This is a genomic window from Pseudorhodobacter sp. E13, from assembly GCF_003991405.1.
Lineage (GTDB): Bacteria > Pseudomonadota > Alphaproteobacteria > Rhodobacterales > Rhodobacteraceae > Pseudorhodobacter.
The window spans coordinates 1-23997 of the sequence record NZ_RPEN01000134.1; the positions used below are offsets into that span (position 1 = coordinate 1).

General features: G+C 59.3%; 22 protein-coding genes and 1 pseudogene. 17 read left to right on the top strand and 6 right to left on the bottom strand.

From position 1 onward, the window contains the following. Positions 1-158: 158 nt before the first annotated feature. Positions 159-395, top strand: a pseudogene (locus tag EGN72_RS01755) (hypothetical protein); the annotation flags it as partial. Between the two features lie 366 nt (positions 396-761). Here the strand turns inward: EGN72_RS01755 and EGN72_RS01760 are convergent. From EGN72_RS01760 to EGN72_RS01775, 4 genes are read right to left on the bottom strand one after another with little or no spacing between them, the layout of a single operon-like run. Further along, positions 762-1664 carry an amidohydrolase gene (locus tag EGN72_RS01760; protein ID WP_127044931.1) on the bottom strand — a complete coding sequence of 301 codons (903 nt, stop codon included), beginning with the start codon at positions 1662-1664 and terminating at the stop codon, positions 762-764. Between the two features lie 13 nt (positions 1665-1677). After that, complete coding sequence (locus EGN72_RS01765) at positions 1678-2415, bottom strand: SDR family NAD(P)-dependent oxidoreductase (protein ID WP_127044932.1); 738 nt, start codon at positions 2413-2415, stop codon at positions 1678-1680. Between the two features lie 4 nt (positions 2416-2419). After that, positions 2420-3499 (bottom strand): Gfo/Idh/MocA family protein, encoded by a 1080-nt coding sequence (locus EGN72_RS01770; RefSeq protein WP_127044933.1) that lies wholly within the window; start codon positions 3497-3499, stop codon positions 2420-2422. Then, entirely contained in the window at positions 3496-4512 is a 1017-nt protein-coding gene (locus EGN72_RS01775; protein WP_127044934.1) for a LacI family DNA-binding transcriptional regulator, read from the bottom strand. Before EGN72_RS01775 ends, EGN72_RS01770 begins: the two co-directional genes overlap by 4 nt. Before the next feature lie 223 nt (positions 4513-4735). On the opposite strand from EGN72_RS01775, the gene EGN72_RS01780 reads away from it, so the two are divergent. The 8 genes from EGN72_RS01780 to EGN72_RS01815 all read left to right on the top strand — a co-directional run bounded on the left by EGN72_RS01780 (position 4736) and on the right by EGN72_RS01815 (position 12439). After that, on the top strand, positions 4736-6022 hold the full coding sequence (locus tag EGN72_RS01780) for a sugar ABC transporter substrate-binding protein (RefSeq protein ID WP_233586993.1): 1287 nt from the start codon (positions 4736-4738) through the stop codon (positions 6020-6022). A gap of 90 nt (positions 6023-6112) precedes the next feature. Beyond that, positions 6113-7000, top strand: coding sequence for a carbohydrate ABC transporter permease (locus EGN72_RS01785; protein WP_127044936.1), 888 nt, complete (start codon positions 6113-6115; stop codon positions 6998-7000). Next, on the top strand, positions 6997-7854 hold the full coding sequence (locus tag EGN72_RS01790; RefSeq protein ID WP_158623113.1) for a carbohydrate ABC transporter permease: 858 nt from the start codon (positions 6997-6999) through the stop codon (positions 7852-7854). The genes EGN72_RS01785 and EGN72_RS01790 overlap by 4 nt, the downstream gene beginning before the upstream one ends. Continuing rightward, positions 7851-9011, top strand: coding sequence for an enolase C-terminal domain-like protein (locus EGN72_RS01795; RefSeq protein WP_127044938.1), 1161 nt, complete (start codon positions 7851-7853; stop codon positions 9009-9011). Before EGN72_RS01790 ends, EGN72_RS01795 begins: the two co-directional genes overlap by 4 nt. 1 nt (position 9012) lies before the next feature. Next, the gene (locus EGN72_RS01800) at positions 9013-10068 is read left to right on the top strand and encodes an ABC transporter ATP-binding protein (RefSeq protein ID WP_127044939.1); all 1056 of its coding nucleotides are present in this window, start codon (positions 9013-9015) and stop codon (positions 10066-10068) included. Positions 10069-10072: 4 nt separating this feature from the next. Continuing rightward, positions 10073-11239 (top strand): enolase C-terminal domain-like protein, encoded by a 1167-nt coding sequence (locus tag EGN72_RS01805; RefSeq protein ID WP_127044940.1) that lies wholly within the window; start codon positions 10073-10075, stop codon positions 11237-11239. Further along, complete coding sequence (locus EGN72_RS01810) at positions 11236-11577, top strand: L-rhamnose mutarotase (protein WP_127044941.1); 342 nt, start codon at positions 11236-11238, stop codon at positions 11575-11577. The genes EGN72_RS01805 and EGN72_RS01810 overlap by 4 nt, the downstream gene beginning before the upstream one ends. Next, positions 11558-12439: a dihydrodipicolinate synthase family protein gene (locus tag EGN72_RS01815; protein ID WP_127044942.1), complete on the top strand. Its 882-nt coding sequence runs from the start codon at positions 11558-11560 to the stop codon at positions 12437-12439. The genes EGN72_RS01810 and EGN72_RS01815 overlap by 20 nt, the downstream gene beginning before the upstream one ends. Positions 12440-12504: 65 nt before the next feature. Here the strand turns inward: EGN72_RS01815 and EGN72_RS01820 are convergent, their stop codons facing one another. Both EGN72_RS01820 and EGN72_RS01825 read right to left on the bottom strand, forming a co-directional pair. Beyond that, positions 12505-13737 (bottom strand): L-rhamnose isomerase, encoded by a 1233-nt coding sequence (locus EGN72_RS01820; protein ID WP_127044943.1) that lies wholly within the window; start codon positions 13735-13737, stop codon positions 12505-12507. A 9-nt stretch (positions 13738-13746) separates the two neighbouring features. Beyond that, a complete protein-coding gene (locus EGN72_RS01825) occupies positions 13747-15846 on the bottom strand; it encodes a bifunctional rhamnulose-1-phosphate aldolase/short-chain dehydrogenase (protein ID WP_127044944.1) in 2100 nt (699 codons plus the stop codon). Positions 15847-16033: 187 nt separating this feature from the next. Between EGN72_RS01825 and EGN72_RS01830 the strand changes: the two genes are divergently transcribed. From EGN72_RS01830 to EGN72_RS19405, 8 genes are all read left to right on the top strand, one after another. After that, complete coding sequence (locus tag EGN72_RS01830) at positions 16034-16837, top strand: DeoR/GlpR family DNA-binding transcription regulator (protein WP_127044945.1); 804 nt, start codon at positions 16034-16036, stop codon at positions 16835-16837. Positions 16838-16868: 31 nt separating this feature from the next. Next, entirely contained in the window at positions 16869-17858 is a 990-nt protein-coding gene (rhaS, locus tag EGN72_RS01835) for a rhamnose ABC transporter substrate-binding protein (protein WP_127044946.1), read from the top strand. A 71-nt stretch (positions 17859-17929) separates the two neighbouring features. Next, entirely contained in the window at positions 17930-19453 is a 1524-nt protein-coding gene (locus tag EGN72_RS01840) for a sugar ABC transporter ATP-binding protein (RefSeq protein ID WP_127044947.1), read from the top strand. Next, positions 19450-20433 carry an ABC transporter permease gene (locus EGN72_RS01845; RefSeq protein ID WP_127044948.1) on the top strand — a complete coding sequence of 328 codons (984 nt, stop codon included), beginning with the start codon at positions 19450-19452 and terminating at the stop codon, positions 20431-20433. The genes EGN72_RS01840 and EGN72_RS01845 overlap by 4 nt, the downstream gene beginning before the upstream one ends. Then, a complete protein-coding gene (locus EGN72_RS01850; RefSeq protein WP_127044949.1) occupies positions 20430-21413 on the top strand; it encodes an ABC transporter permease in 984 nt (327 codons plus the stop codon). Before EGN72_RS01845 ends, EGN72_RS01850 begins: the two co-directional genes overlap by 4 nt. Continuing rightward, a complete protein-coding gene (rhaM, locus tag EGN72_RS01855) occupies positions 21413-21727 on the top strand; it encodes an L-rhamnose mutarotase (RefSeq protein ID WP_127044950.1) in 315 nt (104 codons plus the stop codon). Before EGN72_RS01850 ends, rhaM begins: the two co-directional genes overlap by 1 nt. Beyond that, positions 21724-23091, top strand: coding sequence for an FGGY-family carbohydrate kinase (locus EGN72_RS01860; protein ID WP_127044951.1), 1368 nt, complete (start codon positions 21724-21726; stop codon positions 23089-23091). The genes rhaM and EGN72_RS01860 overlap by 4 nt, the downstream gene beginning before the upstream one ends. Before the next feature lie 673 nt (positions 23092-23764). Further along, positions 23765-23997 (top strand): hypothetical protein (locus tag EGN72_RS19405; protein WP_233586995.1); only part of this gene is annotated, 233 nt, incomplete at its 3' end.

The following is a 23997-nucleotide window of genomic DNA, read 5'->3' on the forward strand; positions in this document are numbered from 1 at the left end:
AACCATTGCCGGGCAACGGAATACATCAACGGCTTCTACAACCCACGCCGCAAACACTCAGCCCACGGCTGGAAATCACCCGTGGCCTTCGAACAGAGGGCCGCTTAACATGAGCACCTGACAGGAACAGAACCGGTGCAGGTCCAGGTGCAGGTCCAGTGGTGGAAAGCTTCTTCAACCTGCTCAAACGCGAACGCATCCGCCGCCGGAAATACAAAACCCGCGAAGAAGCCCGTCAAGATGTGTTCGCCTTACGGCGATTGCGGGCAATCGCCTACTGGCCAGCGGACTACATCGAGTTCTTCTACAACCCGCAGCGCAAACACGTTAGGAACGGCATGCTGTCACTGATCGCCTTCGAACAGCAGCAGAAACTGAAACTGCAAGGCGTCTAGCAAACCAGGGGCTATTCGACGATACCGACTTCCGATCAGACATCGTTATGCTCCGTGCGGCCTGATAAACTGAGCTCCAAACCGTTGCCTGCCTGACCGCAGGCCTTCGCGGTCCCCCAGGGAGGCGGTTCCGATGACGCCTCTCTCATGGTTTGCAACGTAAACCATTGGCGGCAACGGTGCTCAGGACTGTTGCCGATCCACATCGAGCACACCAATGAGATGGGCACATCGGAATTGCATAGAACCAGCATCATGTTGGCAGCCCCGCGCAGACCGCGGACCGAAGCGTGCACCCGAGGTGATCTAAGGCGAAGGCGGCAGTGACAGCAGGACGGCCTCGTTACCGAAGTCCTGAGCCGAGGCTCATTGCTGGGGAGCCAACCGATAGAGCCGCCGCGCGGTGTCGGCAAAGAGTGCGGGCATGGCGCTGGGGTCCAATGCGTCGATCAAACCCGCAAGGATCGGGACATGGCTGGAAACCGGGCAATTCACCTTTTCTACCGGAGCGTTGGAGCCATACATCAGCCGCGCCGCGCCGATCTGTTCCAGGGCTTCGGCAAGAAACGGGCGCAGTGCGGCGGGTGACCAGGCTTTGTCGATGGTCCAAAGACCCGAGAGTTTGATTGCGATGTTTCGATGCGCGGCAAGCTGGCGCAAGCCTGCCTTCCACAGATCAAACTGCGCGATTTCTGCCGTGCCAAGGTGGTTGAGGATGATCGGGAGGTCGGGCAAATCCTGCGCCAAGGCGGCAACCTCTGGCATCTGTTCCGGCGCGATGACCAGATCAAGGCTGAGGCCCAGCCGCACCAGCAGAGCGGCGTTGTGGCGGAACACCGGATCAGACAGCACACCGGGTCGCTGCGCAAACCGCCAACGCCCGGCACTGTCCCAGGCAACCAGCGCGCGCACGCCTCTGGCAATGGTAAAAGCCGCATGGCCCGCCAGCACGGCAGGGGCATCCGCGCGCGTCATATCTGCAAAGCCCACAACCGCCGTCGGCAGGCCCGTGCTTTGCGCCAGGCTTGCCAGCCAGCGGGTTTCATCCACCGGGTCCGCGGCACCACAATTGGCCTGCACATGCACAGAGGCCACCAGCGGCAGGCCCGCAAAATCGCCCCGATAATCGCGCGGCAGGTAATTGCGCTTGATCGCTGTATGGTCGCCAAACGGGCGGGGCGGCGCAGACGGGGCAAGCCACGGGTAGGGAAACCGGCCAAGATCCCACAGGTGGTGATGGGCGTCGACAATCTCGGCCGGAAGTGTCATGGCGCGCGCCGCTTCAATAGGTCGCCCGCCCGCCCGACAGATCAAAGGTGCCTGCGGTGGTAAAGCTGTTTTCTTCGGACACCAGCCACAGGATCATGGCGGCGGCCTCATCCACCTCCAGAAACCGCCCGCGCGGGATTTTCGACAGCATATAGTCGATATGTTCCTGCTTCATCTGGTCAAAGATGCGGGTGCGCGCGGCGGCAGGGGTGACGCAATTCACCGCGATATTCTTGCCCGCCAGTTCCTTGCCCAGCGATTTGGTAAAGCCGATCACCCCCGCCTTGGACGCGGAATAGGCTGACGCATTCGGGTTGCCCTCTTTCCCGGCGACCGAGGCGACATTGACGATACGGCCATAATTCTGCGCCTCCATCATCGGCACCACGGCCTTGTTGACCAGAAACGTGCCCGTCAGGTTGATGGCAAGGATGCGTTCAAATTCGGCAAGCGGGTAATCCTTGACGGGGGCATTGGCCCCGGCGATCCCGGCAGAGTTCACCAGAATATCCACCCGGCCAAACGCCTTGGCCGTGGCGGCAAAAGCCGCCTGAACCGAAGACTCATCAGCGACATTGGCTGTCACCGCTATCGCACCCTTGCCCAGCTCTGCCGCTTTGGTTTCGGCCAGCGCGCTGTCCATATCCCAGATCGCGACCCGCGCGCCATGCTGCGCAAGGGCCGAGGCAACCGCCCCGCCAATCCCCTGCGCGCCGCCTGTCACAATGGCCGTTTTCCCGTTGAAAGTCATGCGTCTACACCTTTTCCCGTTGAATTGTTCGAACCTCGGCCCCGCCGCTTTGGGCAGAGTGTAGCAGCGCAAACAGGGTTTCCACCGCCCGCGCGCCTATATCGCCATTGCTTTCGTTGCCACCTTTGCCAAGCGCCAGATCAACCAAAGCATTGGCCGGGCCTTCGCAACTGTACTTCCATGCACCTTTTGGCACGCTTGCCTCTTCGCGCTGCCCGTTCGGCAGTTTCAGGATAAGGCGCTCTGTCTCAATATCCAGCATCACCATGCCCTGCGCACCGTAGATTTTCAGATCAACCTCAAACCCGTGGCCATTGGGCACACCGCAACTGCCGGAAAGCACACCCGTCGCCCCGCTGTCAAAACGAACGACAGCCGCGTCGTGCAGATCGACCCCGCTAGGGGCGTTCCATGTCATCGCGCGGGTGGTTTCGGCGCGCAGATCGGTCAGCCAAAACAGCAGGCCAAGCGCATGGCTAAGCTGACCATAGGCAAAGCCGCCACCGTTATCGGCGTTTTGCCATGTCTCGCGTTCAGGTTGGATACGCACAGCCGCCCAGTTCGAGACCCCGCCATCCCCAGCAAAAACGCCACGGGTAAAGCTGCCCATATGGCACAGCACATGCTCAATCGGGCCAATGCGTGCAATCATCTCGCGGGCCTGTTTCAGCCCCGGCTTGTAGTGCCAGCCATAGGAAACCAAAAGCTCTCGGCCCGCCCGACGCGCGGTTTCGACCAGTGCCCAGGCTTGGGCCGGATCAAGGCACATCGGCTTTTCCACCAGCACATGGCAGCCCTTTTCCAGAAAAGCGGTGGCCTGTTCAAAATGCAGATGATGCGGGGTTGCGATAACGGCCACATCAATGTCGCGGGTCAGCACGCTGCGCCAATCTTCGCTGGCATAGGCAAAGCCAAATTCGTCCCTGATCACCGCCAAGTCCTGCGCCCCGATACGGCACACGCTGTCCAAAACCACCTCGGGCCGGGCGGCAAGCGTGGGGATATGGACGCGATAGGCAAAATGCCCCGCCCCGATGATCGCCACGCGAATGCTCTCTTCGCCCTGACGTGCTGCCTTGTTCATGCGCTTTTCCTGATCTTTAGGTCATAACCGATGTCTTGCCCGGCATTGCTGCTGGCCTTGCCCGCCAACCGCCCGAGCACCAGATTGGCGGCGCGTTCCCCCATATCCTGCGCGCGGATGCGCACGGTGGTCATGGGGACGGGCAAAAGGGCCGACAGGCTAAGATCACCAAACCCGGCGATAGCCACATCCTCTGGGATGCGGATGCCGCGCGACAGACAAGCCATCATTGCGCCTTGGGCCGGCAATTCGGCCTGAAAGAACACCGCATCCGGTCTGACCGGCCCATCCAGCAGCCGCATCATCAGATCGGCCCCGCTTTGGATCGTGGTCGGGTTCGGCACCGAGAGGATGAATTCCGGCCGCACCTTGCGCCCCGCTTCGGCCATTGCGGACAGAAAACCATCGCGCCGGTCGGTGGCCTGATCGTTGTTTTCAAAGGCACCACCGACCATCGCAATTTCGCGATACCCTTTGCCCAGCAAATAGCGCGTCATATCGGCGGCAGCGGCAAAGTTGTTGTAGCCCACGCTAAGGTCAATCGCCTTGTCGCTCAGGTTCCATGTCTCGACAATGGGGCCATGAAAACCCGCAAGCATTTTGCGGCAGGTGTCGGTATGGGTGAAGCCGGTGACAATAATCGCATCCGCCTGCCGCGCGATGAAGGTGCGCACCGCTTCTTCCTCTTGCAAGGTAGAGCGTTGGCTGACCCCCAGTAGCATCTGGATATTGTGGCGTTGCAACACCCCCGCCACGCCCTGCGCGAAATCCGCAAACAGCGAACTGGTCAGGATAGGCACGACAACCCCGATCATGTTGGATCGGTTGGAGACCAGCGAGCGCGCCATCAGGTTGGGCACATAACCAATTTCATCAATCGCGCGCATCACCTTGTCGCGGGTATCAGGTTGCACGGTTTCTGGCTGGCGCAAGGCGCGTGATACAGTGATCAGGGATAGACCTGCCTTTTCAGACACATCGCGCAATGTTGCCCTGCGGCGTAGTTCTTTCACCTGTCGCCCCCCGTTTCTACCTGCCCGCCACAGCCATCAACCCCTAGCTTGGTGGGTGAACAGCCGTCCAGAATCTTTGCGTTGACATACGAATATCATCGGGCTAATCATAGCGCAATAGCCAATGATATACGAATGTCATTGGCGGAATCAGGCAAATTCGACGCGACATTATTCTCAGGGAGGAACTGGAATGAAGGTTAACGTAAACAGACGTGCGTTCTTGGCGGGTTCAACCGCGATGGCCGTAGTGGCGCTTGCCCCTGCCGGGCCTGCGCTTGCGGCGACAGGCGCGCTTTCGGTGTGGAAATTTGGCGGCACCCCCGCCGAGGTTGAAGCCTGGCCCGCAGCGAATGAGAGATTCCTTGCTGAAAACGCTGGGGTGGAACTGAACTATTCCTTCTTCAATGGGCAAATTCGGCGGCAGAAGTTGCTGGCCGGGTTCCAGACCAACAAGCTGGCCGATGTGATCATTGCCTTTGGGCAAGATATCCCGGAATTCGCGGGCTTTGGCATGATCCAGCCGCTGGATGACATCGCTGGCGACCAGATCGCCGGATGGAAAGAGCGCATGGTGCCCGAAGTGCTGAATGCGGGGATGCATGAGGGCAAGCTTTACGGTCTGCCCACCTATGTCGATATGTCGGCCTTTATCGCGATTGACAGTGATGCCATGGCCGAAGCCGGGTTTGACCGCCCGCCAGCCACATGGAGCGAGCTGCGCGCCTATGCCAAGGCCATGACCAAACCCGACCGTCCCGGCATTGCCTTCCCGGCTACCACGGCCCCAGTTGACATCAATATCTTTGAAGGCATCGCTTATGCCAATGGTGGGCGCATCTTTGACGAAGCCACAGGGCAGGTCCGGTTGAATGATGCCGGGGTCGTGGATGCCTTGCAGCTTTATGCCGATCTGATCGCGGATGGGTCCACCCCGTCGGGCAATTCCATGACCGAAACCAACTTCCGCGATACCGCCCAGCTTTTCGGGCAGAAACGCGCGGCGATGTGGATCGGTTTGTCATGGCTCAACACGCCTTGGGGTGTGCAAGAGGGGATGAATTGGCAGGGCGCGCCGTTCCCGAAACCTGATGCGCCCAGCGGTGCCTATCCGCCTGTAGCCGCGATCATGGATGGCACTGCCGTCTTGATGGTGTCATCGCGCACCCAGAACCCCGAGGCGGCGCTGGCCTATATCGACTTCTGGTCGCAGGATGCACAATTGAACATCTGGGGCGGCAACCCCGAGATTGCGCGGGTGCCCGCAGGCAAGGCCGCGTGGAAAGAGGCAGGTCTGGCAAAGGCATGGCCGGCTTGGGTTGCGTCCTACGAGGCGGGCACGCTGTTCGATGGGGCAGAGCCGATGCCGCGCTTCATCGGCGTGTCGGCGGTGGAATCCGCGCTGGCAACAGCGATCCAGCAAGTCGTTCTGGGCCAAAAAACCCCACAAGAAGCGCTGGATGAAGCCAACGCCGCCGCTCAGGCGCAAATTGACCTGCTGCGCGGATAACCTGCTGCAACCTATGGTCTGAACCTTCCTCGGCGGGTCCGTCCCGCCGATGGATACACTATACCCCATACCATCGAAAAGGAGGCGCCCGTGAACCGCCGAAGTGATATCTGGCTGGCCTATTTCATGATCTTGCCCGTCGTTGCGGCGGTGCTTGCCTTTGTCATCGGGCCCACCTGGGATGTGATTACCCTAAGCCTGACGCAATTTGTGATGGGGCAGGCGCGTGGCTTTGGCACGCTGGTCAATTTCAAGGCGCTGCTGGCTGATCCGGTCTTTCCTGTGGTGCTGAAGAACACCGCCATCTGGATTTTGGGCGGCACAGTGGCTTGCGTTCTGACCGGGCTGTGCGTCGGCCTGTTTCTGGCAATTGACAGCAAGCTGACTGGTGCCCTGCGCGCCTTGATCCTGCTGCCTTGGGTGTTGCCCGATGTGGTCACGGCGATGGCGTGGAAATGGATGCTGCACGGGCAGGTTGGCATCATCGGTGACAGCTTTTCGCGAATGGGTGTGACCGATGGCCCGATCTCTTTCCTTGGCAATCCCGACATGGTGATGTGGATTTTGGTGCTGATCCTTGTTTGGCGCAAAATGCCGCTGGTGGCGCTGATCCTATGCGCCGCAATTCGCGCGGTTCCGGCAGAGCAGATAGAGGCGAGCCGGATGGATGGGGCCAATGCTTTCCACCGCCTGCGCTATGTCATTTTGCCCAACATCGCCTTTTCGCTAACCGCCGTCACTGTCATCTCGATGATCTGGATCACAGCTGAATTTACGCTGCCTTGGGTCACAACCGGGGGCGGCCCCGCGAACGCAAGCCAGATCATGGCGACCTATATTTACCAGCAAAGCTTTCAGTTCTTTAACTGGGGTGTCGGGTCGGCAATGTCGGTTGTCAACCTTGTGTTCCTGATGCTGGTGGTGGGCCTTTATCTTTACATCAACCGCCGGTCATGGGCCGCAGGAGGCAACGCATGAACCCCTCTCCCCGCCCGTTGTATTGGACCTTTCTTGCGCTCATCGGCATAGTGATCGCGGCCTATATCCTGTTTCCGATCTTTTGGCTGATCCTTGCGTCGTTCAAGACAACGCAAGAACTGGCCAGCCTGCCACTGACCTTCTGGCCGCAATCCCCCACGATCGAGGCCTACACCGCCCTGTTCGATTCCAACTCGCAATCCAGCCAACTGCTGCAATGGCCGACGCTGATTTCTAACAGCTTTCTGGTGGCGATCAGTTCCACCGTGCTGGTGCTGATTTTCGGCACGCTGGCTGGCTATGCCTTCTCGCGCATCCACTTCCCGGGGCGTGACCTGATCCTTGGTGGCCTGCTTGTCAGCCGGATGTTCCAAGGCGCGGCGCTGCTGTTGCCGACCTATCGCCTGATGAACACGCTGGGCCTGCAAGACAGTCTGATCGGGTTGATCCTGCTTTACTCCGCTTTCGGCCTGCCGTTCGCGACCTGGATCATCGCGTCATCCCTGCGCGAAATCCCGTTTGAACTGGAAGAATCCGCCATGATGGACGGGGCAAGCCGTTTGCAATGCATGGTGAAAATTGTGCTGCCATTGGCCACGCCTGCGCTTATCACCGCCGCGATGTGGCATTTCGTGGGGGCTTGGTCGGAATTTGCCTTTGCCTCCATCCTGATGGAGTCCTCGGAAAACAAGACCGTCACCATCGGGCTTGCCAGCTTTGTGGAACTGTTCACGATTGAATTCAACCGCGTCGGCGCTGCGGCGACCCTTGTGGCGCTGCCGATCATGATCGTGTTTTTCTTTGGTCAACGCTACTTCACGCGCGGCTTGCTGGCCGGGGCGGTGAAAGGATGAAAATCAAATCCATTCAAGCCCGTTCGGTCGATTGCGGCTTTCAGGCGCAGAAACTGCAAACCAGCCGGGTTGCCTCTCCTATGTCGCGCTGGCCGAAATTTGGCGAAAAGCGATCAAGCTGGATGTGGCCCACGAATAAGGTTTTCGTGCGCATTGAGTCTACCGATGGCGCAGTGGGGTGGTCCTGCACCAATGGCGGCGATATCGTTGCCTTGATCGTGCAAGATCATCTGGCGCGGCTGCTTGCAGGGGCCGAGGTAACGGATGTCGCAGAAATCTGGGATCAGATGTTCTTTTCGCTGCTGCCCTGTGATCGTTCCGGCTTTTCGATGATGGCGATTGCGGCGGTGGATATCGCTTTGTGGGACCTGCGGGCCAAAACGGAAGGCCGCAGCCTGACCGAGCTTTTGGGTGGCGGCACCGGGGCAGCGCTTGCGGTTTATTGCACCACACCCCAGCCCGAGGCGCAGGCCAACGGCAAGTGGTGGGGGCTGAAGGCAGCGATGCCTTTTGGCGCGACGCAAGGCGACATGGGGCTGACCGAAAACCTCGCCTATATGCAAGGCTTTCGCCAGCATGCCGGGCCGGAAGGCCGGATCATGCTGGATGCCTTCATGGCGTGGGATGCCGATTATACCCTGCGCTTTGCAGAGGCCGCCCGCGATCTGGATATCTATTGGATTGAGGATCCGCTGCCCCCCTATGATCTGGAAGGTCTGCGCCAAATCCGCGCGCGGGCGGGCAAGGATATCCGGCTGGCGCTGGGGAATTTCTGCTTTAACCGCTTTGACTGCGCCGAACTTCTGCGCGAGGGTCTGGCCGACATTCTGCAACCCGATGTCGCCTGGTGCGGCGGCATCACCGAAACCCTGCGCATCCTGGATATGGCTGCGGCGGCGTCGGTGCCGGTCATCTTGCATAACACCGCCGAACAGCCTTGGGCATTGGCGCTGGCCATGGCCTGCCAGACAGATGCTGTGGTGGAGTTTGTGGACCGTGGCGAAGGCTCTCCGCTTTACGGCTTGATGGGGCCCGCCGCGCCGATAGCGCTGGGCCGGATGCCGCCCGATGGCATCGCCTCTATCGGCAATCACCCCCCCCAAAGAATTGCGGCCCTGTTTGATGGCAACGCCGTCAGCACCGCGCAGAGGAGATAACATGGGTTCTGTATCGCTTAGCAATATTCGCAAATCCTATGGCGCTGTCGAGGTGCTGCATGGGATCAATCTGGACGTGGCTGATGGTGAATTCACCGTGCTTGTCGGCCCCTCGGGCTGTGGCAAATCCACGCTTTTGCGCAGTTTGGCGGGGCTGGAAACCATCAGCAGCGGCGAGATTACCATCGACGGCAAAGTGGTGAACAAACTGCACCCCAAGCACCGTGATATCGCGATGGTGTTCCAGAACTATGCGCTTTACCCGCATATGAATGTGGCCGAAAACATGGGCTTCTCGCTTAAGCTTGCCAAGGTGCCAAGGGCCGAGATTGAAGCCAAGGTGCGCAAGGCGGCCGAGATACTGGACCTGACCGAGATGCTGGGCCGCAAACCCGCACAGCTTTCGGGCGGGCAGCGGCAGCGGGTGGCGATGGGCCGCGCGATTGTGCGCAACCCGGCGGTGTTCTTGTTTGATGAACCATTGTCCAACCTTGACGCCAAGCTGCGGGTCCAGATGCGGTCTGAAATCAAGGAATTGCACCAGCGGCTTGGCACCACCATTGTTTACGTCACCCATGACCAGATCGAGGCGATGACCATGGCCGACCGGATCGTGGTGATGAAGGCAGGCCATGTTGAACAGATCGGCGCGCCGCTGGAATTGTATGACAATCCGGCGAATGTCTTTGTCGCGGGGTTCATCGGCTCCCCCGCGATGAATTTCCTGCATGCGACTGCAAAGGGCGGGCAATGCGTGCTGGCCGATGGCACAGCCCTTGGCCCCTTGCCGGTGCCTGTGGCCGAAGGGCGCAGCTTTACGCTGGGCATTCGCCCCGAACATTTCATTATCGATCAAGCAGCAGCCCCGGCGCTTGTCAGTCTGGTAGAGCCAACGGGTGCAGAGATACAGTTCACTGCGCATCTGGGGGGCGCTTCGGTTCTGGTGACAACCCGTGACCGGATCACCGCGCGGGTCGGGGACCCGATCGGCCTGCGGGTGGAACCAGGGCGCATGCACGCCTTTGACGCCAAGACAGGCCAGCGCATCGAAGGGTGAAGCCATGAAGATCACCGATATCCGCTGCATCCCTTTTCGCACCCATGCCGACCGTTGGGATATTGGCCATGGCCGCCTGATCCCGCAGGCGGAAGTGCATCAAACCATCACCTGCATCGACACGGATGACGGGATCAGCGGCTATTTCCTGGGCGGCGGCAAGCACGGCGATCAGGATGGGCTGAATGTAGTAGAGCAACACATGCTGACCGGGCGGCTCAAGGCGCTGTTGGTGGGCCAAGACCCGTTTGATCGGGAAATGATCTGGAAATGGCTTTGGGTCGCCAATATTCCCGAAGTGGTGGCCTCCGTCGTCGATCTGGCGTTGTGGGATCTGGCGGGCCGTGCCTTTGGCACCCCGGCCTATAAGCTGATGGGTGGCGCGCGCGATAGGGTAAAGGCCTATGCCTCCACCTATCCGAATATCGGCCAGCCGCGCGATTATGCCGAACATGCGCTGGCCTGTCAGGCGCAGGGCTATACCGCCTACAAGATCCACCCGCATTACTTCTGGACACCGGAAACCGGCCAACCCAGCCCGGGCCGCCCCTCAAACATCCGCGCAGATATTGAAACCATCCACCTTGTGCGTGAGGCGGTGGGGCCGGACATGGTGCTGATGTATGATGTCTGGGGCACCTATCACACGCTGGAAGAAACCATCAAAGTCGGGCGTGAACTGGAAAAGCTGGATTTCTACTGGTTCGAGCATCCCATGCCGGAATACCGCGTCGAAAGCTATGTGCGGCTATGCCGGGAACTTTCGATCCCGATCCTCGCACCAGAAATTGCAGCGGGGGGCGTGTTCACCCGTGCTGAATGGATATTGCGCGGCGCAAGCGACATGAGCCGGATGGACGTGCGGCGCGGCGGCCTGACCGGGTGCCGCAAAACCGCGATTGTATGTGAGGCGTTCGGTATCAAATGCGAGATTCACATGGCGGGCTGGGGCAATTTGCAGGCCATGGGCGCGACGTCAGAGGATACCAGCGAATATTACGAAAAAGGCCTGCTGGCCCCCGGTGTCGATTATGATGCGCCCCACCCCTACCTGCGCCGCAACTGTGACCCGATGGACCCGGACGGCATGATCACCCTGCCGGAAATGCCGGGCATGGGCTATGATATCATCTGGGATTACATCACCGAAAACCGCATGGCCGAGCCATGATCCGGCGGGCCTGGGCAATGCAACTCAAACCCGGATGTGAGGCGGCCTACAAGGCCGCGCATGATGCGATCTGGCCCGAAATGCTGGCCTTGATGCAGCAATCCGGCGTGATGCGTTTTGACATCTTTCGCCACGGGCTGACCCTGTTTGCGGTGCAAGACCGAATTGGCGCGCCGCCCGATGCCCCACCCGATCCGGTAATGCGGCGCTGGTGGGCGCATATGGCCCCGCTGATGGAAACCCACCCCGATAATCGCCCGATCCAGACCGAACTGGACCTGATGTTCCGTTTTGACGCCTCAACCAAGGACAAGCCGCATGACCACAGCCAGTTTTGAAGGGATCATACCGATCCTCATCACCCCTTTTGACAGTAAGGGCCGGATTGATGCCGATAGCCTGAAATCGCTGGTGGAGTTCAACATTAAAGCAGGTGTGCATGGCCTTGGTCTGGCTATCGGCAGCGAGATTTTCAAACTGACCGAGGCAGAGCGCGCCGAGTTGCTGCGCCTTGTGGTAGAGGCGGTGGCAGGCCGCGTCCCAGTGATTATGAACACCTCGGCCAATGGCACAGACCTTTCCATTCACTATGCCCGGCAGGCGAAGGATTGCGGGGCCGATGCGTTGATGATGTTCCCGCCATCATTCATGCCCGTCGGGGCCGATGGCACGCTGGATCACTTTGCCGCCCTTGCCGAAGCTTGTGACCTGCCCGTGATTTTGCAAGACGTGCCGCAAGGCCCGATCCCGCCCGCCTTGGCTAAGGCGATTGCATTGCGCGCGCCGCAGGTGGTTGCGATCAAGGTCGAAACCCTGCCAACCGTGCCCCAAGTCGCTGCTATGGCCGCCCATGTCGGGCGCTGTCTGACCGTGATCGGCGGCGCCGCAGGCAGCTATATGATCGAGGAATATCGTCGCGGCGCGCGCGGCACCATGCCGTTTTGTAGCCAGCCCGAAGATTTCCTCGCCGTCTGGCACCATCTCGAAGCCGGCGATGAGGCGGCCGCGCGGGCCAGGCTGGACAGCCGCATCATGGCCATCAACCGTTTGGGCGCGCAGGAAGGTGATCTGTTTTATCACCTGCACAAGCAAATCCTGAAACGTCGGGGCATCATTGCCCATAGTTTCGTGCGCAGCCCTACAGTCACCGTCAGCAAAACCACGCAGGCCGAGATTGACGCGCTGCTGGAGATGTTCTGACAGGCGCAGCGGGGCAGGGCGGGCAAAGCCCCGCCCTCATCGCTCAGGATTGAAAGAAGCGGGCCTTAACCCCTACCGGAAACGCTGCGCTGATAGCTTTCTAATGTGCCCAAAAGCGCAGCACCAGTGGGAAGGCCCGCCCGCAAGCAAACCTCTTCCCACACGGAAGCAAAGGGCAGGTCACGCAATTCCTCGGTCAGCACCAGCCTCGCCGTGAAATCGCCAGCCACCTCGACCGCTTTCAACCGCGCTTGCGGCAACAAAAGCGCCCGCAGCAACGCCTTTTGCATATTGCGCACGCCGATCACCCAAGCCGCTGTCCGGCTGATGGTGGCATCAAAGAAATCCAGCCCGATATGGGTCTTGCCCAGCAGGCCAGCAAAGACCAATTCCTGTGCCATTTGCAGAATATCGTCGTTTTGCAGGATCACATGGTCACTGTCCCAACGCATCGGGCGCGAAACATGCAGCAGCAGTTCCGGCACTGAAAGCGCCACCGCGCTAAGCTTGTCGGCGATGTTTTCGGTGGGGTGGAAATGGCCCATATCCAGACACAGCAATATCTGCTTGCGGATCGCATAGCCCAGATAAAACTCGTGGCTGCCGACGGTGCAGGCCTCTACCCCGATGCCGAACAGCTTGGATTCCACCGCGTCGCGCAGATGGTCATGCGGGGTTGCCAGCATCGCATCAAGTGACGCATCCAGCCGTTGCCGCGCCGCCATACGGTCCACCGGAATGTCCTTGTAGCCGTCCGGCACCCAGATGTTATTGACAACAGGCGACCCCAGCGCCGCCCCCATCTGTGACGCAATCTCGCGTGAGCGGCGGCCATGTTCGACCCAGAAATCGCGAATACCCTGATCGGGGTGCGACAAGGTCAGGTTATCATCGGCGCGGGCATGGGCAAAGAAAGTTGGGTTGAAATCCAGCCCCAGGCCCTGATCGCGCGCCCAATCCACCCAAGGGGCGAAATGGCGGTATTCAATCGCGTCGCGGTCTGGCGACTCCGCCGTATCCAGATAGCAGGCATGCAGGTTCAGACGGTGTTTGCCCGGCAGCAAGCCGTAGGAAAACTCCAGATCGGCGCGCAGCTCATCCGGGGTGCGGGCGCGACCGGGATGGTTGCCCGTGGCCTGAATGCCGCCCCCCGAGGTGCCGGAAGTGCGTTCAAACCCGCGCACATCATCGCCCTGCCAGCAATGCACCGAGATCGGTATCTGCAACAGCGCCGCAATCGCGCTTTCCGTATCCACGCCCCAATCGGCAAAGCGAGCCTTGGCGGTTTCATAGCTCATAACAGCCCCCTAGCGCGTGAACGCTTCTTTATTGCCAGCATCGACATTGATGATGTTTCCGGTCGATTTTGCCGACAGGTCAGAGGCAAAGAAATACGCAGCCTCGGCGATATCCTCGGGAAAGACCGAACGTTTGAGCATGGAGCGCTGGCGATACATTTCTTCCAGCCCGTCCTTGTCGGTCTTGTAGGTCGAAGCGCGCTGATCCAGCCATTCACCCGACCAGATCTTTGATCCGCGCAGCACCGCATCGGGGTTGACCACATTGACGCGAATGCCCGCCTCGGCCCCCTCCAGCGCCAAGCAGCGGGCCAGGTGGATTTCTGCCGCCTTGGCCGTGCAATAAGCCGACGCATTGGGCGAAGCCGCAAGCCCGTTCTTCGAGGCCACAAAGACGATAGAGCCACCGATACCCTGCGCCCGCATCAGCTTGAACGCTTCGCGGCTGACAAGGAAATACCCGGTGGACAGGATATCCATGTTCTTGTTCCACAGCGCGAGGCTGGTGTCTTCGATCGGGGCAGAAGACGCGATCCCAGCGTTGGAGACGAGAATATCCACCCCACCAAATTCCACCGCAGTCTGGGCAAAAGCGGCCTGCACGGCGGCTTCATCGGTGACGTTCATCTGCACCTTCCGCAGCACATCCGCGCCAAAACGGGCCGACAGATCGGCATGGGTGCGGGCCAGCGCCTCGGCATCAATATCGGCCAGCATCACGCAAGCCCCTTCTTGCAGATACCGCGCGGCGGTGGACGAGCCGATCCCACCCGCAGCACCTGTCACCAAGGCTACCCGGCCCGCAAGCGCCTTGGGCTTCGGCATGCGTTGCAGCTTGGCTTCCTCCAGCAGCCAGTATTCAATATCGAAGGCTTCCTGTTCCGGCAGACCGCAATATTCCGACACCGCCGAGGCACCGCGCATCACGTTGATCGCGTTGATGTAAAACTCCCCCGAAATCCGCGCCGTGGCCTTGTCTTTGGCAAAGGTCAGCATGCCCACACCCGGCACCAGATAGACCACCGCATTTGGGTCGCGCAGGGCTGGCGAAGTCGGGTTCTTGCAACGGTCATAATAGGCCGCGTAATCGTCGCGGTAGGCTGCAATCTGATCGGGCAAGCCTGCCATCACAGCCTCAATATTCTGTAGCGCTGGGTCAAATGCCAGCACCAGCGGTCGAATTTTGGTGCGCAGAAAATGGTCAGGGCAAGAGGTGCCAAGGGCTGCCAACGGCGGCATGTTCTTGGCATTCACAAAATCCAGCACGGCATCGGAATCGTCAAAATGCCCGACCATATGCTGATGGCCCGAAATCATACCGCGAATGGCAGGCATCAGGCGTGCGGCAACCGCCTGCCGCGCCTTTGCGTCTAGGCTGCTGTGGACCGGCCCGCCGAACGCTGGGATACCCTTTGTCTGCGCGTCAAACCAATCCATCGCTTTTTGAATGATCTCCAGCGTCAGCTTATAGCAGGCCTGCGCGTCATCATCCCAAGTGAACAACCCGTGGCTTTCCAGCACAACGCCCTTGGCCTCTGGGTTCTCCAGACAGTATTTCTCCAGCCACAAGCCCAACTCGTAGCCCGGCCGTTTCCACGGCAGCCAGCCGATCTCCTTGCCGAAAATCTGTTCTGTCAGCTCCTTGGAATTGCGGGCGGCTGCGATGGCGATGATCGCATCAGGGTGCATGTGATCGACATGTTTGCGCGGCACATAGGCATGTAGCGGTGTGTCAATAGAGGCCGCGCGCGGGTTGAGGTTAAAGGTGCAATGGGGCAGCAGGCCAACCATTTCATCCTCCATCTCGACGCCTTTGTAGATGCCTTTCAGGGCGCGCAGCTTGTCCATATACAGCGTGGCAAACCCGTCCATCTTGATAGAGCCAACATCCCCGCCAGAGCCTTTGACCCAAAGCACCTCCACCTGTTCACCCGTCAATGGATCAAGTTCCATCACCTTTGCGGATGTATTGCCGCCACCGTAATTGGTGATGCGCTTGTCAGACCCCAGAAGATTCGAGCGATAAAGCAGCTTTTCCGGCTCGGTCATGCTGCTAGCCTTCTTGGTATCCCATTGATCCAAAAGGCGATCTGTTGCTTTCACTGTCATGATATTCCTCCCAAGGGCCTGACGGATTGAAAGCCCTGTTTGACCGAAGTGTTGCTGTGGGTGCGTCAGAATGTCAATCAAAAACAATCATGAGTGATCGTTTGCACCTGCAGCATGATTGAATATGACAAATTATGATTGACACAAGGCGAATCCGCGCACATCGTAAGGGTAAGGGGAGACAGCCATGCACGAATCCGAACGCCACAGGGTCATTTTATCTGCCGTGCAAGATCGCCCGGTAGTCACAGTCATTGAGCTGTGCGAAATGACTTCTGCCTCTGAGGCGACGATACGGCGCGACATTGCCACGCTGCATATGCAAAAGCGTCTGCGCCGGGTGCGCGGCGGGGCGGAATCCATTAATCCACCGCAGTTTGTGGGGCTTGCTGGTCGGCCCTTCTCGGTTAATGAGACGATGCATGCCAAGCAGAAGCAGGCGATTGCTCGCGCCGCTGTCGATCTTTGCAAGGATGGCGACAGCATCATCATCAACGGTGGCACCACCACTTTTCAGATGGTGCATCCGCTGGCCAATCGCAGGCTTCAGGTGTTCACCAATTCGTTCCCGATTGCGGAACATCTGCTCAAGCATTCCAAGAACACCATCACCCTGTCCGGCGGCACGATTTACCGCGAGCAGAACATCATCCTGTCGCCTTTCGACAATGACGTGACCCGCAATGTCTATGCCAAGCGCATGTTCATGGGTGCGCATGGTCTGGCCCCGATTGGCCTGATGGAGGGCGACCCGCTGCTGGTGCAGGCCGAGCAAAAGCTGATCGGGCAAGCAGATGAATTGATCGTGCTGGTCGACAGTTCGAAGTTCAAGAACCGTTCGCCTTTGGTGCTGTGCCCGCTCAGCCGGATCGACACAGTGATCACAGACGAAGGCATCTCAGATAAAGCCGCCGCCATGTTGGAGGCCGCGGATGTGACCTTGATCGTCGCCCCGTTTGGGGCCGCGCAAGCTGACGAAGCGGCGTCCTAGGCGCCGGAACAGTAATTCCAGGGAGGAAAACATGACTGTAATGAAGAAGATTCTAACCACTGTCGCAGTGGCGGCAACCCTGATGGGGACTGCGGCGCAAGCCGAAACCACCCGCATTGCGCTGGTGGTCAAGGCGCTGGGCATCGGCTTTTTTGAAGCGGCCAACAAGGGCGCGGAAGAAGCTGCCAAAGAATTGGGTGATGTCGAAATCATCTACACCGGCCCGACCGACACCACCGCAGAAGGCCAGATCGAAGTGATCAACAGCCTGATCGCGCAAGGCGTCGATGCGATTGCCATTTCGGCCAATGACCCGGATGCCGTTGCCCCGGCGCTGCAAAAGGCGATGGACCGCGGCATCACCGTCATTTCATGGGATAGCGGCGTGGCAAAAGAGGGGCGCATGATGCACCTCAACCCGTCCTCCAGCGCGCTGATCGGCAATACCATCATCAAACTGGCGGCAGACCATCTGCCCGATGGCGGCGATGTGGCCGTGCTGTCTGCGACCGCAACATCTACCAACCAGAACACCTGGATTGAAGAGATGAAAAAGGTGATGGGCAACTACCCGAAGGTGAATCTGGTTGCCACGGTGTATGGCGACGACCTTGCCGATAAATCTTACCGCGAAGCGCAGGGCCTTATGGCAACTTATCCGAACCTGAAGGCGATCATCGCACCGACGACGGTAGGCATTCTGGCCGCTTCGCAGGCGGTGACGGATGCTGGCAAGATCGGGCAGATCAACGTGACGGGCCTTGGCCTGCCGTCTGAAATGGCTGGGGCGGTCGAATCCGGGGCAACGGTTTCCTTCGCAATCTGGAACCCGATTGATCTGGGCTATGCGGCGACGATGCTGTCTTACAACATTGCCAAAGGTGCCAAGGCCGAACCGGGCGCAAGCATCCCGATGGGCCGCATGGGCGAAGCCACGCTGGACGAGAACGGCGAGGCCGCGATGTCGGACCCGTTCACCTATGACAAGTCGAACATCGAACAGTTCAAGTCGATCTTCTGATTTAACTGGACCCGGCGCAGCTATGGTTTGCGCCGGGTTCCTCTCTGCCCTTCCAACAATTGGATACGTTCATGCAGCCGCAGCCCTCCGCCGCAGCGCCCGTGGCCATTCTTGCCCTTGATGCTGTGACCAAAGAATTCCCCGGCGTGCGCGCGCTGTCCGAGGTGTCTTTGTCGCTATATCCCGGCCAGGTCACCGCGTTGATCGGCGAAAACGGTGCGGGCAAATCGACCGTGGTCAAGGTGCTGACGGGGATTTACCAGCCTGATGGCGGCAGGATTTTGGTTGATGGCCGTCCGGTGCGCTTTGCCAATGCCCAAGCTGCGGCGGCTCAGGGCATAACGGCCATCCATCAGGAAACCGTTCTATTTGACGAATTGACCGTGGCCGAAAACATCTTTCTGGGCCATGCGCCTCGTGGGCGTTTTGGCCTGATAGATACCGCTGCGATGATTGCCAGATCGCGGGATATCCTGACAGGGATCGAGGCCGAGATTGACCCGACGACCCGCCTGCGCGACCTGAGCATCGCCAGCAAACATCTGGTTGCCATTGCGCGCGCACTGTCGGTGGATGCCCGCGTGGTCATCATGGATGAACCGACCGCCGCGCTGTCGCACAAGGAAATCCACGAGCTTTACGCGCTGGTTGACAAGCTGAAAGCGCAGGGCAAGGCGATCCTGTTCATCAGCCATAAATTCGATGAGATCTTTCGAATTGCTGACCGCTATGCCGTGTTTCGCGACGGGCAATTCGTGGGTGAAGGCGCGATGAGCGATGTCACCCAAGGCGCGCTGGTGCAGATGATGGTCGGGCGTTCGGTGGATCAGATTTTCCCGGCACGCCGCCACAATCCGGGCAAAGAGGTGCTGAAAGTGGTGGGCTATGACCACCCGACCGAATTCGCCGATATCAATTTCTCGCTGCGCCGGGGCGAGATTTTGGGCTTTTATGGCCTGATCGGCGCGGGGCGGTCCGAGGTGATGCAGGCCCTTTACGGCATCACAAAGCCCAGCAAAGGCGCGGTGAGAATTGACGGCGATGTGCGGATTATCCGCTCTCCGGCGGATGCGGTGGCGCATGGGATTGTGTATGTGCCGGAAGATCGCGGCAGGCAGGGGGCCATTACAGCGCTGCCGATTTATCAAAATGTCACGCTGCCCTCGCTTGGCCGCACCTCGCGCCACGGGTTTTTGCGGCTTGCGCAGGAATTTGCACTGGCCCGCGAATATACTGCCCGGCTGGATCTTCGTGCCGCATCGCTGGAAACGGCGGTGGGGAACCTGTCGGGGGGTAATCAGCAAAAGGTGGTGATTGCGAAATGGCTGGCGACCCAGCCGCGCGTGATCATTTTGGATGAGCCGACAAAAGGCATCGACATCGGGTCGAAAGCGGCGGTGCATGAATTCATGGCGGAACTGGCTGCGGAAGGCTTGGCGGTCATCATGGTGTCATCCGAGATCCCCGAGGTGCTGGGCATGTCGGACCGTGTCATCGTCATGCGCGAAGGCCGCATCGTGGACGAGTTGCAAGGCGCGGCGCTGACGCCGGAAACCCTTGTCCGCCGCGCCGCGGGAATTGGAGATATGGAATGATAAGGCGTTACCTTCAGTCACGAGAAGCCATTCTCAGCGCTGCAATTCTGGTGTTGATCGCGGTGATTGCGCTGCGTTTTCCGGCCTTCATCACCCCAGCCAATCTGGCCAATGTGTTCAACGATACATCCCCGCTGATGATCCTTGCCATCGGCCAGATGATTGTGATCCTGACCAAATGTATCGACCTGTCGGTCGCAGCCAATCTGGCGTTGACGGGGATGGTGGTTTCCCTGCTGAACATCGCAGCGCCCGATCTGCCACTGGCGGTGACCTTGCTGGTCGCCGTGTCGCTTGGCGCGGTTCTGGGCATGTTCAACGGCATTCTGGTCTGGAAGCTGAACATCCCGCCGATCGTTGTGACGCTGGGCACCATGACCATTTATCGCGGCATCATCTTTCTGATTTCCAAAGGCAAATGGGTCAACGCGCATGAGATGAGCGCGCCGTTCAAAGCCTTGCCACGCCATGTGTTTCTGGGTTTCCCCGTGTTGTCGTGGATCGCGCTGGCGGTGATTTTGATCGCCATCGTGGTGATGACCCGCACCACCCTTGGCCGTGCCTTTTATGCGGTGGGTGGCAACCCGCATGCGGCCGTTTACACGGGGCTGAATGTGGGGCGCACCCAGTTCTGGGCCTTTACCATCTCGGGTGCGCTGGCCGGGCTGACGGGCTATCTGTGGGTGTCGCGCTATGCCGTGGCCTATGTCGATATCGCCGGCGGGTTTGAGCTGGACGTGGTCGCAGCCTGCGTGATTGGCGGCATTTCTATCGCGGGGGGCGTCGGCACTGTGGGTGGCGCGGTGCTGGGGGCCTTGTTCCTTGGCGTCATCAAGAACGCGCTACCCGTCATCAACATCTCGCCCTTTTGGCAGCTTGCGATATCGGGCGCTGCAATCTTGATTGCGGTGGTGCTGAACTCTCGCGCCAACCGGACCCGCGGCCGCATCATCCTGAAACAAACGGAGCCAGTGGCATGAGCAGCACCGACCGTTATATCCCCGACCGCCTGCAAAGCCCGCTGCAACGCCGCCTGAAATCATGGGAGACGTTACTTCTGGCCGTGGCGGTGGCGATTTTCACTTTCAACGCCTTTGCCTCACCTTATTTCCTGAACGCGTGGAATCTGTCGGATGCCACGTTCAACTTTACCGAAAAAGCGATGATCGCCTTTGCCATGGCCCTGCTGATCATCGCCGGAGAGATTGATCTGTCGGTGGCCTCTATCGTGGCGCTGGCTTCAACGGCGATGGGGGCAGCGGCGCAGGTGGGGGCGTCACCCGCGACACTGGTGATGATCGGGTTGACGGTTGGGGTCATTTGCGGGGCCTTCAATGGCTTGTTGGTCACGGCGATGGGCCTGCCCTCAATCGTGGTGACCATCGGCACGATGAGCCTGTTTCGCGGCATCAGCTATATCGTTCTGGGCGATACCTCTTATGGTGGCTACCCGGCTGGGTTCAAATTCTTTGGGCAAGGCTATGTCTGGTGGGTGTTTTCGTTTGAGCTGGCCTTGTTCGCGGTTCTGGCGATCCTGTTCGGCGTTCTGCTGCACCTGACCAACTTTGGCCGTGCCGTTTATGCGGTCGGGAACAACCCGGTTGCGGCGCTGTTTTCAGGCATCCGGGTGAACCGTGTAAAATTCATCCTCTTCCTGCTGACGGGGCTGATGGCGGGCGTGGCCTCGGTCTGCCTGACCTCGCGGCTTGGCTCTACCCGCCCGTCCATCGGCTTCGGGATGGAGCTGGAGGTGGTGACGATGGTCGTGCTGGGCGGGGTCAATATTCTGGGCGGGTCCGGCACGATTCCGGGCGTGGTGATTGCCGCCTTTGTCATGGGGCTGGTCACCTTTGGCCTTGGCCTGCTGAATGTGCCGGGGATTGTGATGTCGATCCTGATTGGGGCGCTGTTGATCGGCGTGATTGCGCTGCCGCGCCTTTGGGGAATGTGGAGGGGCTGATGGAAAAATACGCCTTCAAGATGAAACTTCATCCCGGTCAGAAGGCCGAATATATCCGCCGCCATGATGCCATCTGGCCGGATCTGGTGGCCCTGCTGAAAGACGCGGGCGTCAGCGATTATTCGATCTATCTGGACGAGGAAACGCATATCCTGTTCGGAGTTTTGTGGCGTAAGGATGGGCATGCAATGGCTGATCTGCCCAGCCATCCGGTGATGCAGAAATGGTGGGCTTATATGGCCGATATCATGGACACCCACCCCTCGAATGAGCCGGTCAGCGCCCCGCTTTCGCCAGTTTTTCATATGCCATGATGCGCAAGATCGCCGTTATAGATGTTGGCAAGACCAATGCAAAACTGGCTTTGGTCGATCTGCAAGACTTGTCAGAACTGGCCGTGCGTACTCGCCCCAACACCGTGCTGCACGCCCCCCCCTTTTCCCATTATGACCTTGTCGGGCATTGGCAATTTTTCTGCAAGGGTCTGCGCGACTTTCACCGAGAGTTTGGCGTTGATGGGGTGTCAATCACCACGCATGGCGCGGCCGCCACGCTGATCGGGCATGATGGGGCAGCGCTGCCAATGCTGGATTATGAACACACAGGGCCCTCAGAAACGGCGGCTGAATATGACGCGCTGCGGCCATCCTTTGCTGAAACCGGCTCGCCGCGTTTGGCTTTGGGGTTGAACCTCGGCGCACAATTGCATTGGCAGTTTACCAATGATCCGGGGCTGAGGGCGAGGATCAAACATATCGTCACTTATCCGCAATATTGGGGTTATTTGCTGACGGGCAATCTTGCCTGCGACATCACCAGCCTTGGCTGTCACACGGATCTGTGGCTGCCGGAAAAGGGCGGCTTTTCAAGCTTGGTAAAGCGTTTGGGCATAGAAACCCTGATCGCCCCACCGCGCAGGCCTAACGCCCAAATCGGCACCGTTTCGGCGCAAGCCGCGGAGGCGACCGGTTTGCCGCAGGGGCTGCCCGTGGCCGTCGGTATTCACGATTCCAACGCCTCACTGTTTCCGCACCTGATGGCGCGCAAGGGTGCGTTCTCTGTCGTTTCCACCGGCACTTGGGTCATCATGATGGCGATGCGCGGCGCGGCACCCTTACTGGACCCCACGCGCGACACGCTGATCAATGTGAATGCCTTGGGGGAGGCGGTGCCATCGGCCCGCTTCATGGGCGGACGTGAGTTTGATATGATCCTTGGTGGCACAAAGGCCAAGGCAACGGAAACCGACCGGCAAGCTGTGCTAGACCAGTCCATCATGTTGCTGCCGGCGGTGGAGCAAAACTCCGGCCCCTTCGCCGGCCAGCAGATGCGCTGGACCCAACCGCCGCAAACCGATGGGCAACGATTGGTGGCGTTGTCTTATTACCTCGCGTTGATGACACATACCGGCCTGCAAATGATCGGTGCGAAGGGTCCCTGCGTCATCGAAGGCCCCTTCGCGCGTAATCCCGATTACCTGGCCATGCTCGCCAGCCTTTACAATGACGGAGTAGAGGCAAGGGAATCCGCCACGGGCACAAGTGCCGGTGCAGCCTTGCTATTCGCACAGAGCCTACCCCCGCTAGAAACCGCACCGCCCCCCAGAGGAGACCCAAAGAGAATGGCCTATGGCGAGGTCTGGCAAGCCAAGGTCACGACAGAGAGAAAGCAGTTTTGAAGCCTTACCGGCATATCGGCCTAAACTGCGCACCGCAGATGAGGTAGATTACGGCGGTTGCGGTCTCCCGCAACCAAAAGCTTCCATTATTATCAGAGACTTAAAGGACAAGCGTAACGCTCGGCTTTCTTAGTTTGCAGTCTACATCAACGCCACATCAACGTCGCAACAGAAAAACTGCATCTGCATGCAGTGGCGGGCATCCGCAGGCGCTGGAGGACAGAGCGAAGAAGATTGATCCTACAGGGAGTCAGTCAAGGCCCCATCGCCTGTTTAAACCAAAGCAAGGTTTTGGGGGCACTCTCGTTAGCCTGAGGGAAAAGGGGGAGTGCGCCAAGGGTTCGTCTTTTGGTCGAGGCCATCAGGGAGGCATTCTCGGGCTGGCCCACGTCCTTTGAGCAGTTTGCAACGCAGTTATAACTGCTGCCTGGAGGCTTCAGCGTCGAGCAGAATCCAAATAGGCGCGGCAAATTAACAGCCCTGTTCGAGGGTCCAAACATTGCGCCGTTCCGCGGTGGTGAAATTTCGATTGAACTGGAACCGCGTCACTTAAAAGCCCGCTTCGCGCTGCTCAGCAGCCTGCACATCTTACGGGACAGAATTGCAGAAATCCTTCTCGTGACAGCCCAAAAATCTGCATTCCTGCCCATGCAAACTAAAGGAACCTCCCAAAATGGCAAGCAACGATCGCCAAATCCAAACTGTCCTCCTCGAACTTCTGAACAGCGTCATTCAGGATCAGAAGTCACACAGAACCCTTTCAACGGACACCAACAATACAGCGCATCGGCTTACTGGACCTGCACCGGTTCTGTTCCGGTCAGGTGCTTATGTTAAGCGGCCCTCTGTTCGAAGGCCACGGGTGATTTCCAGCCGTGGGCTGAGTGTTTGCGGCGTGGGTTGTAG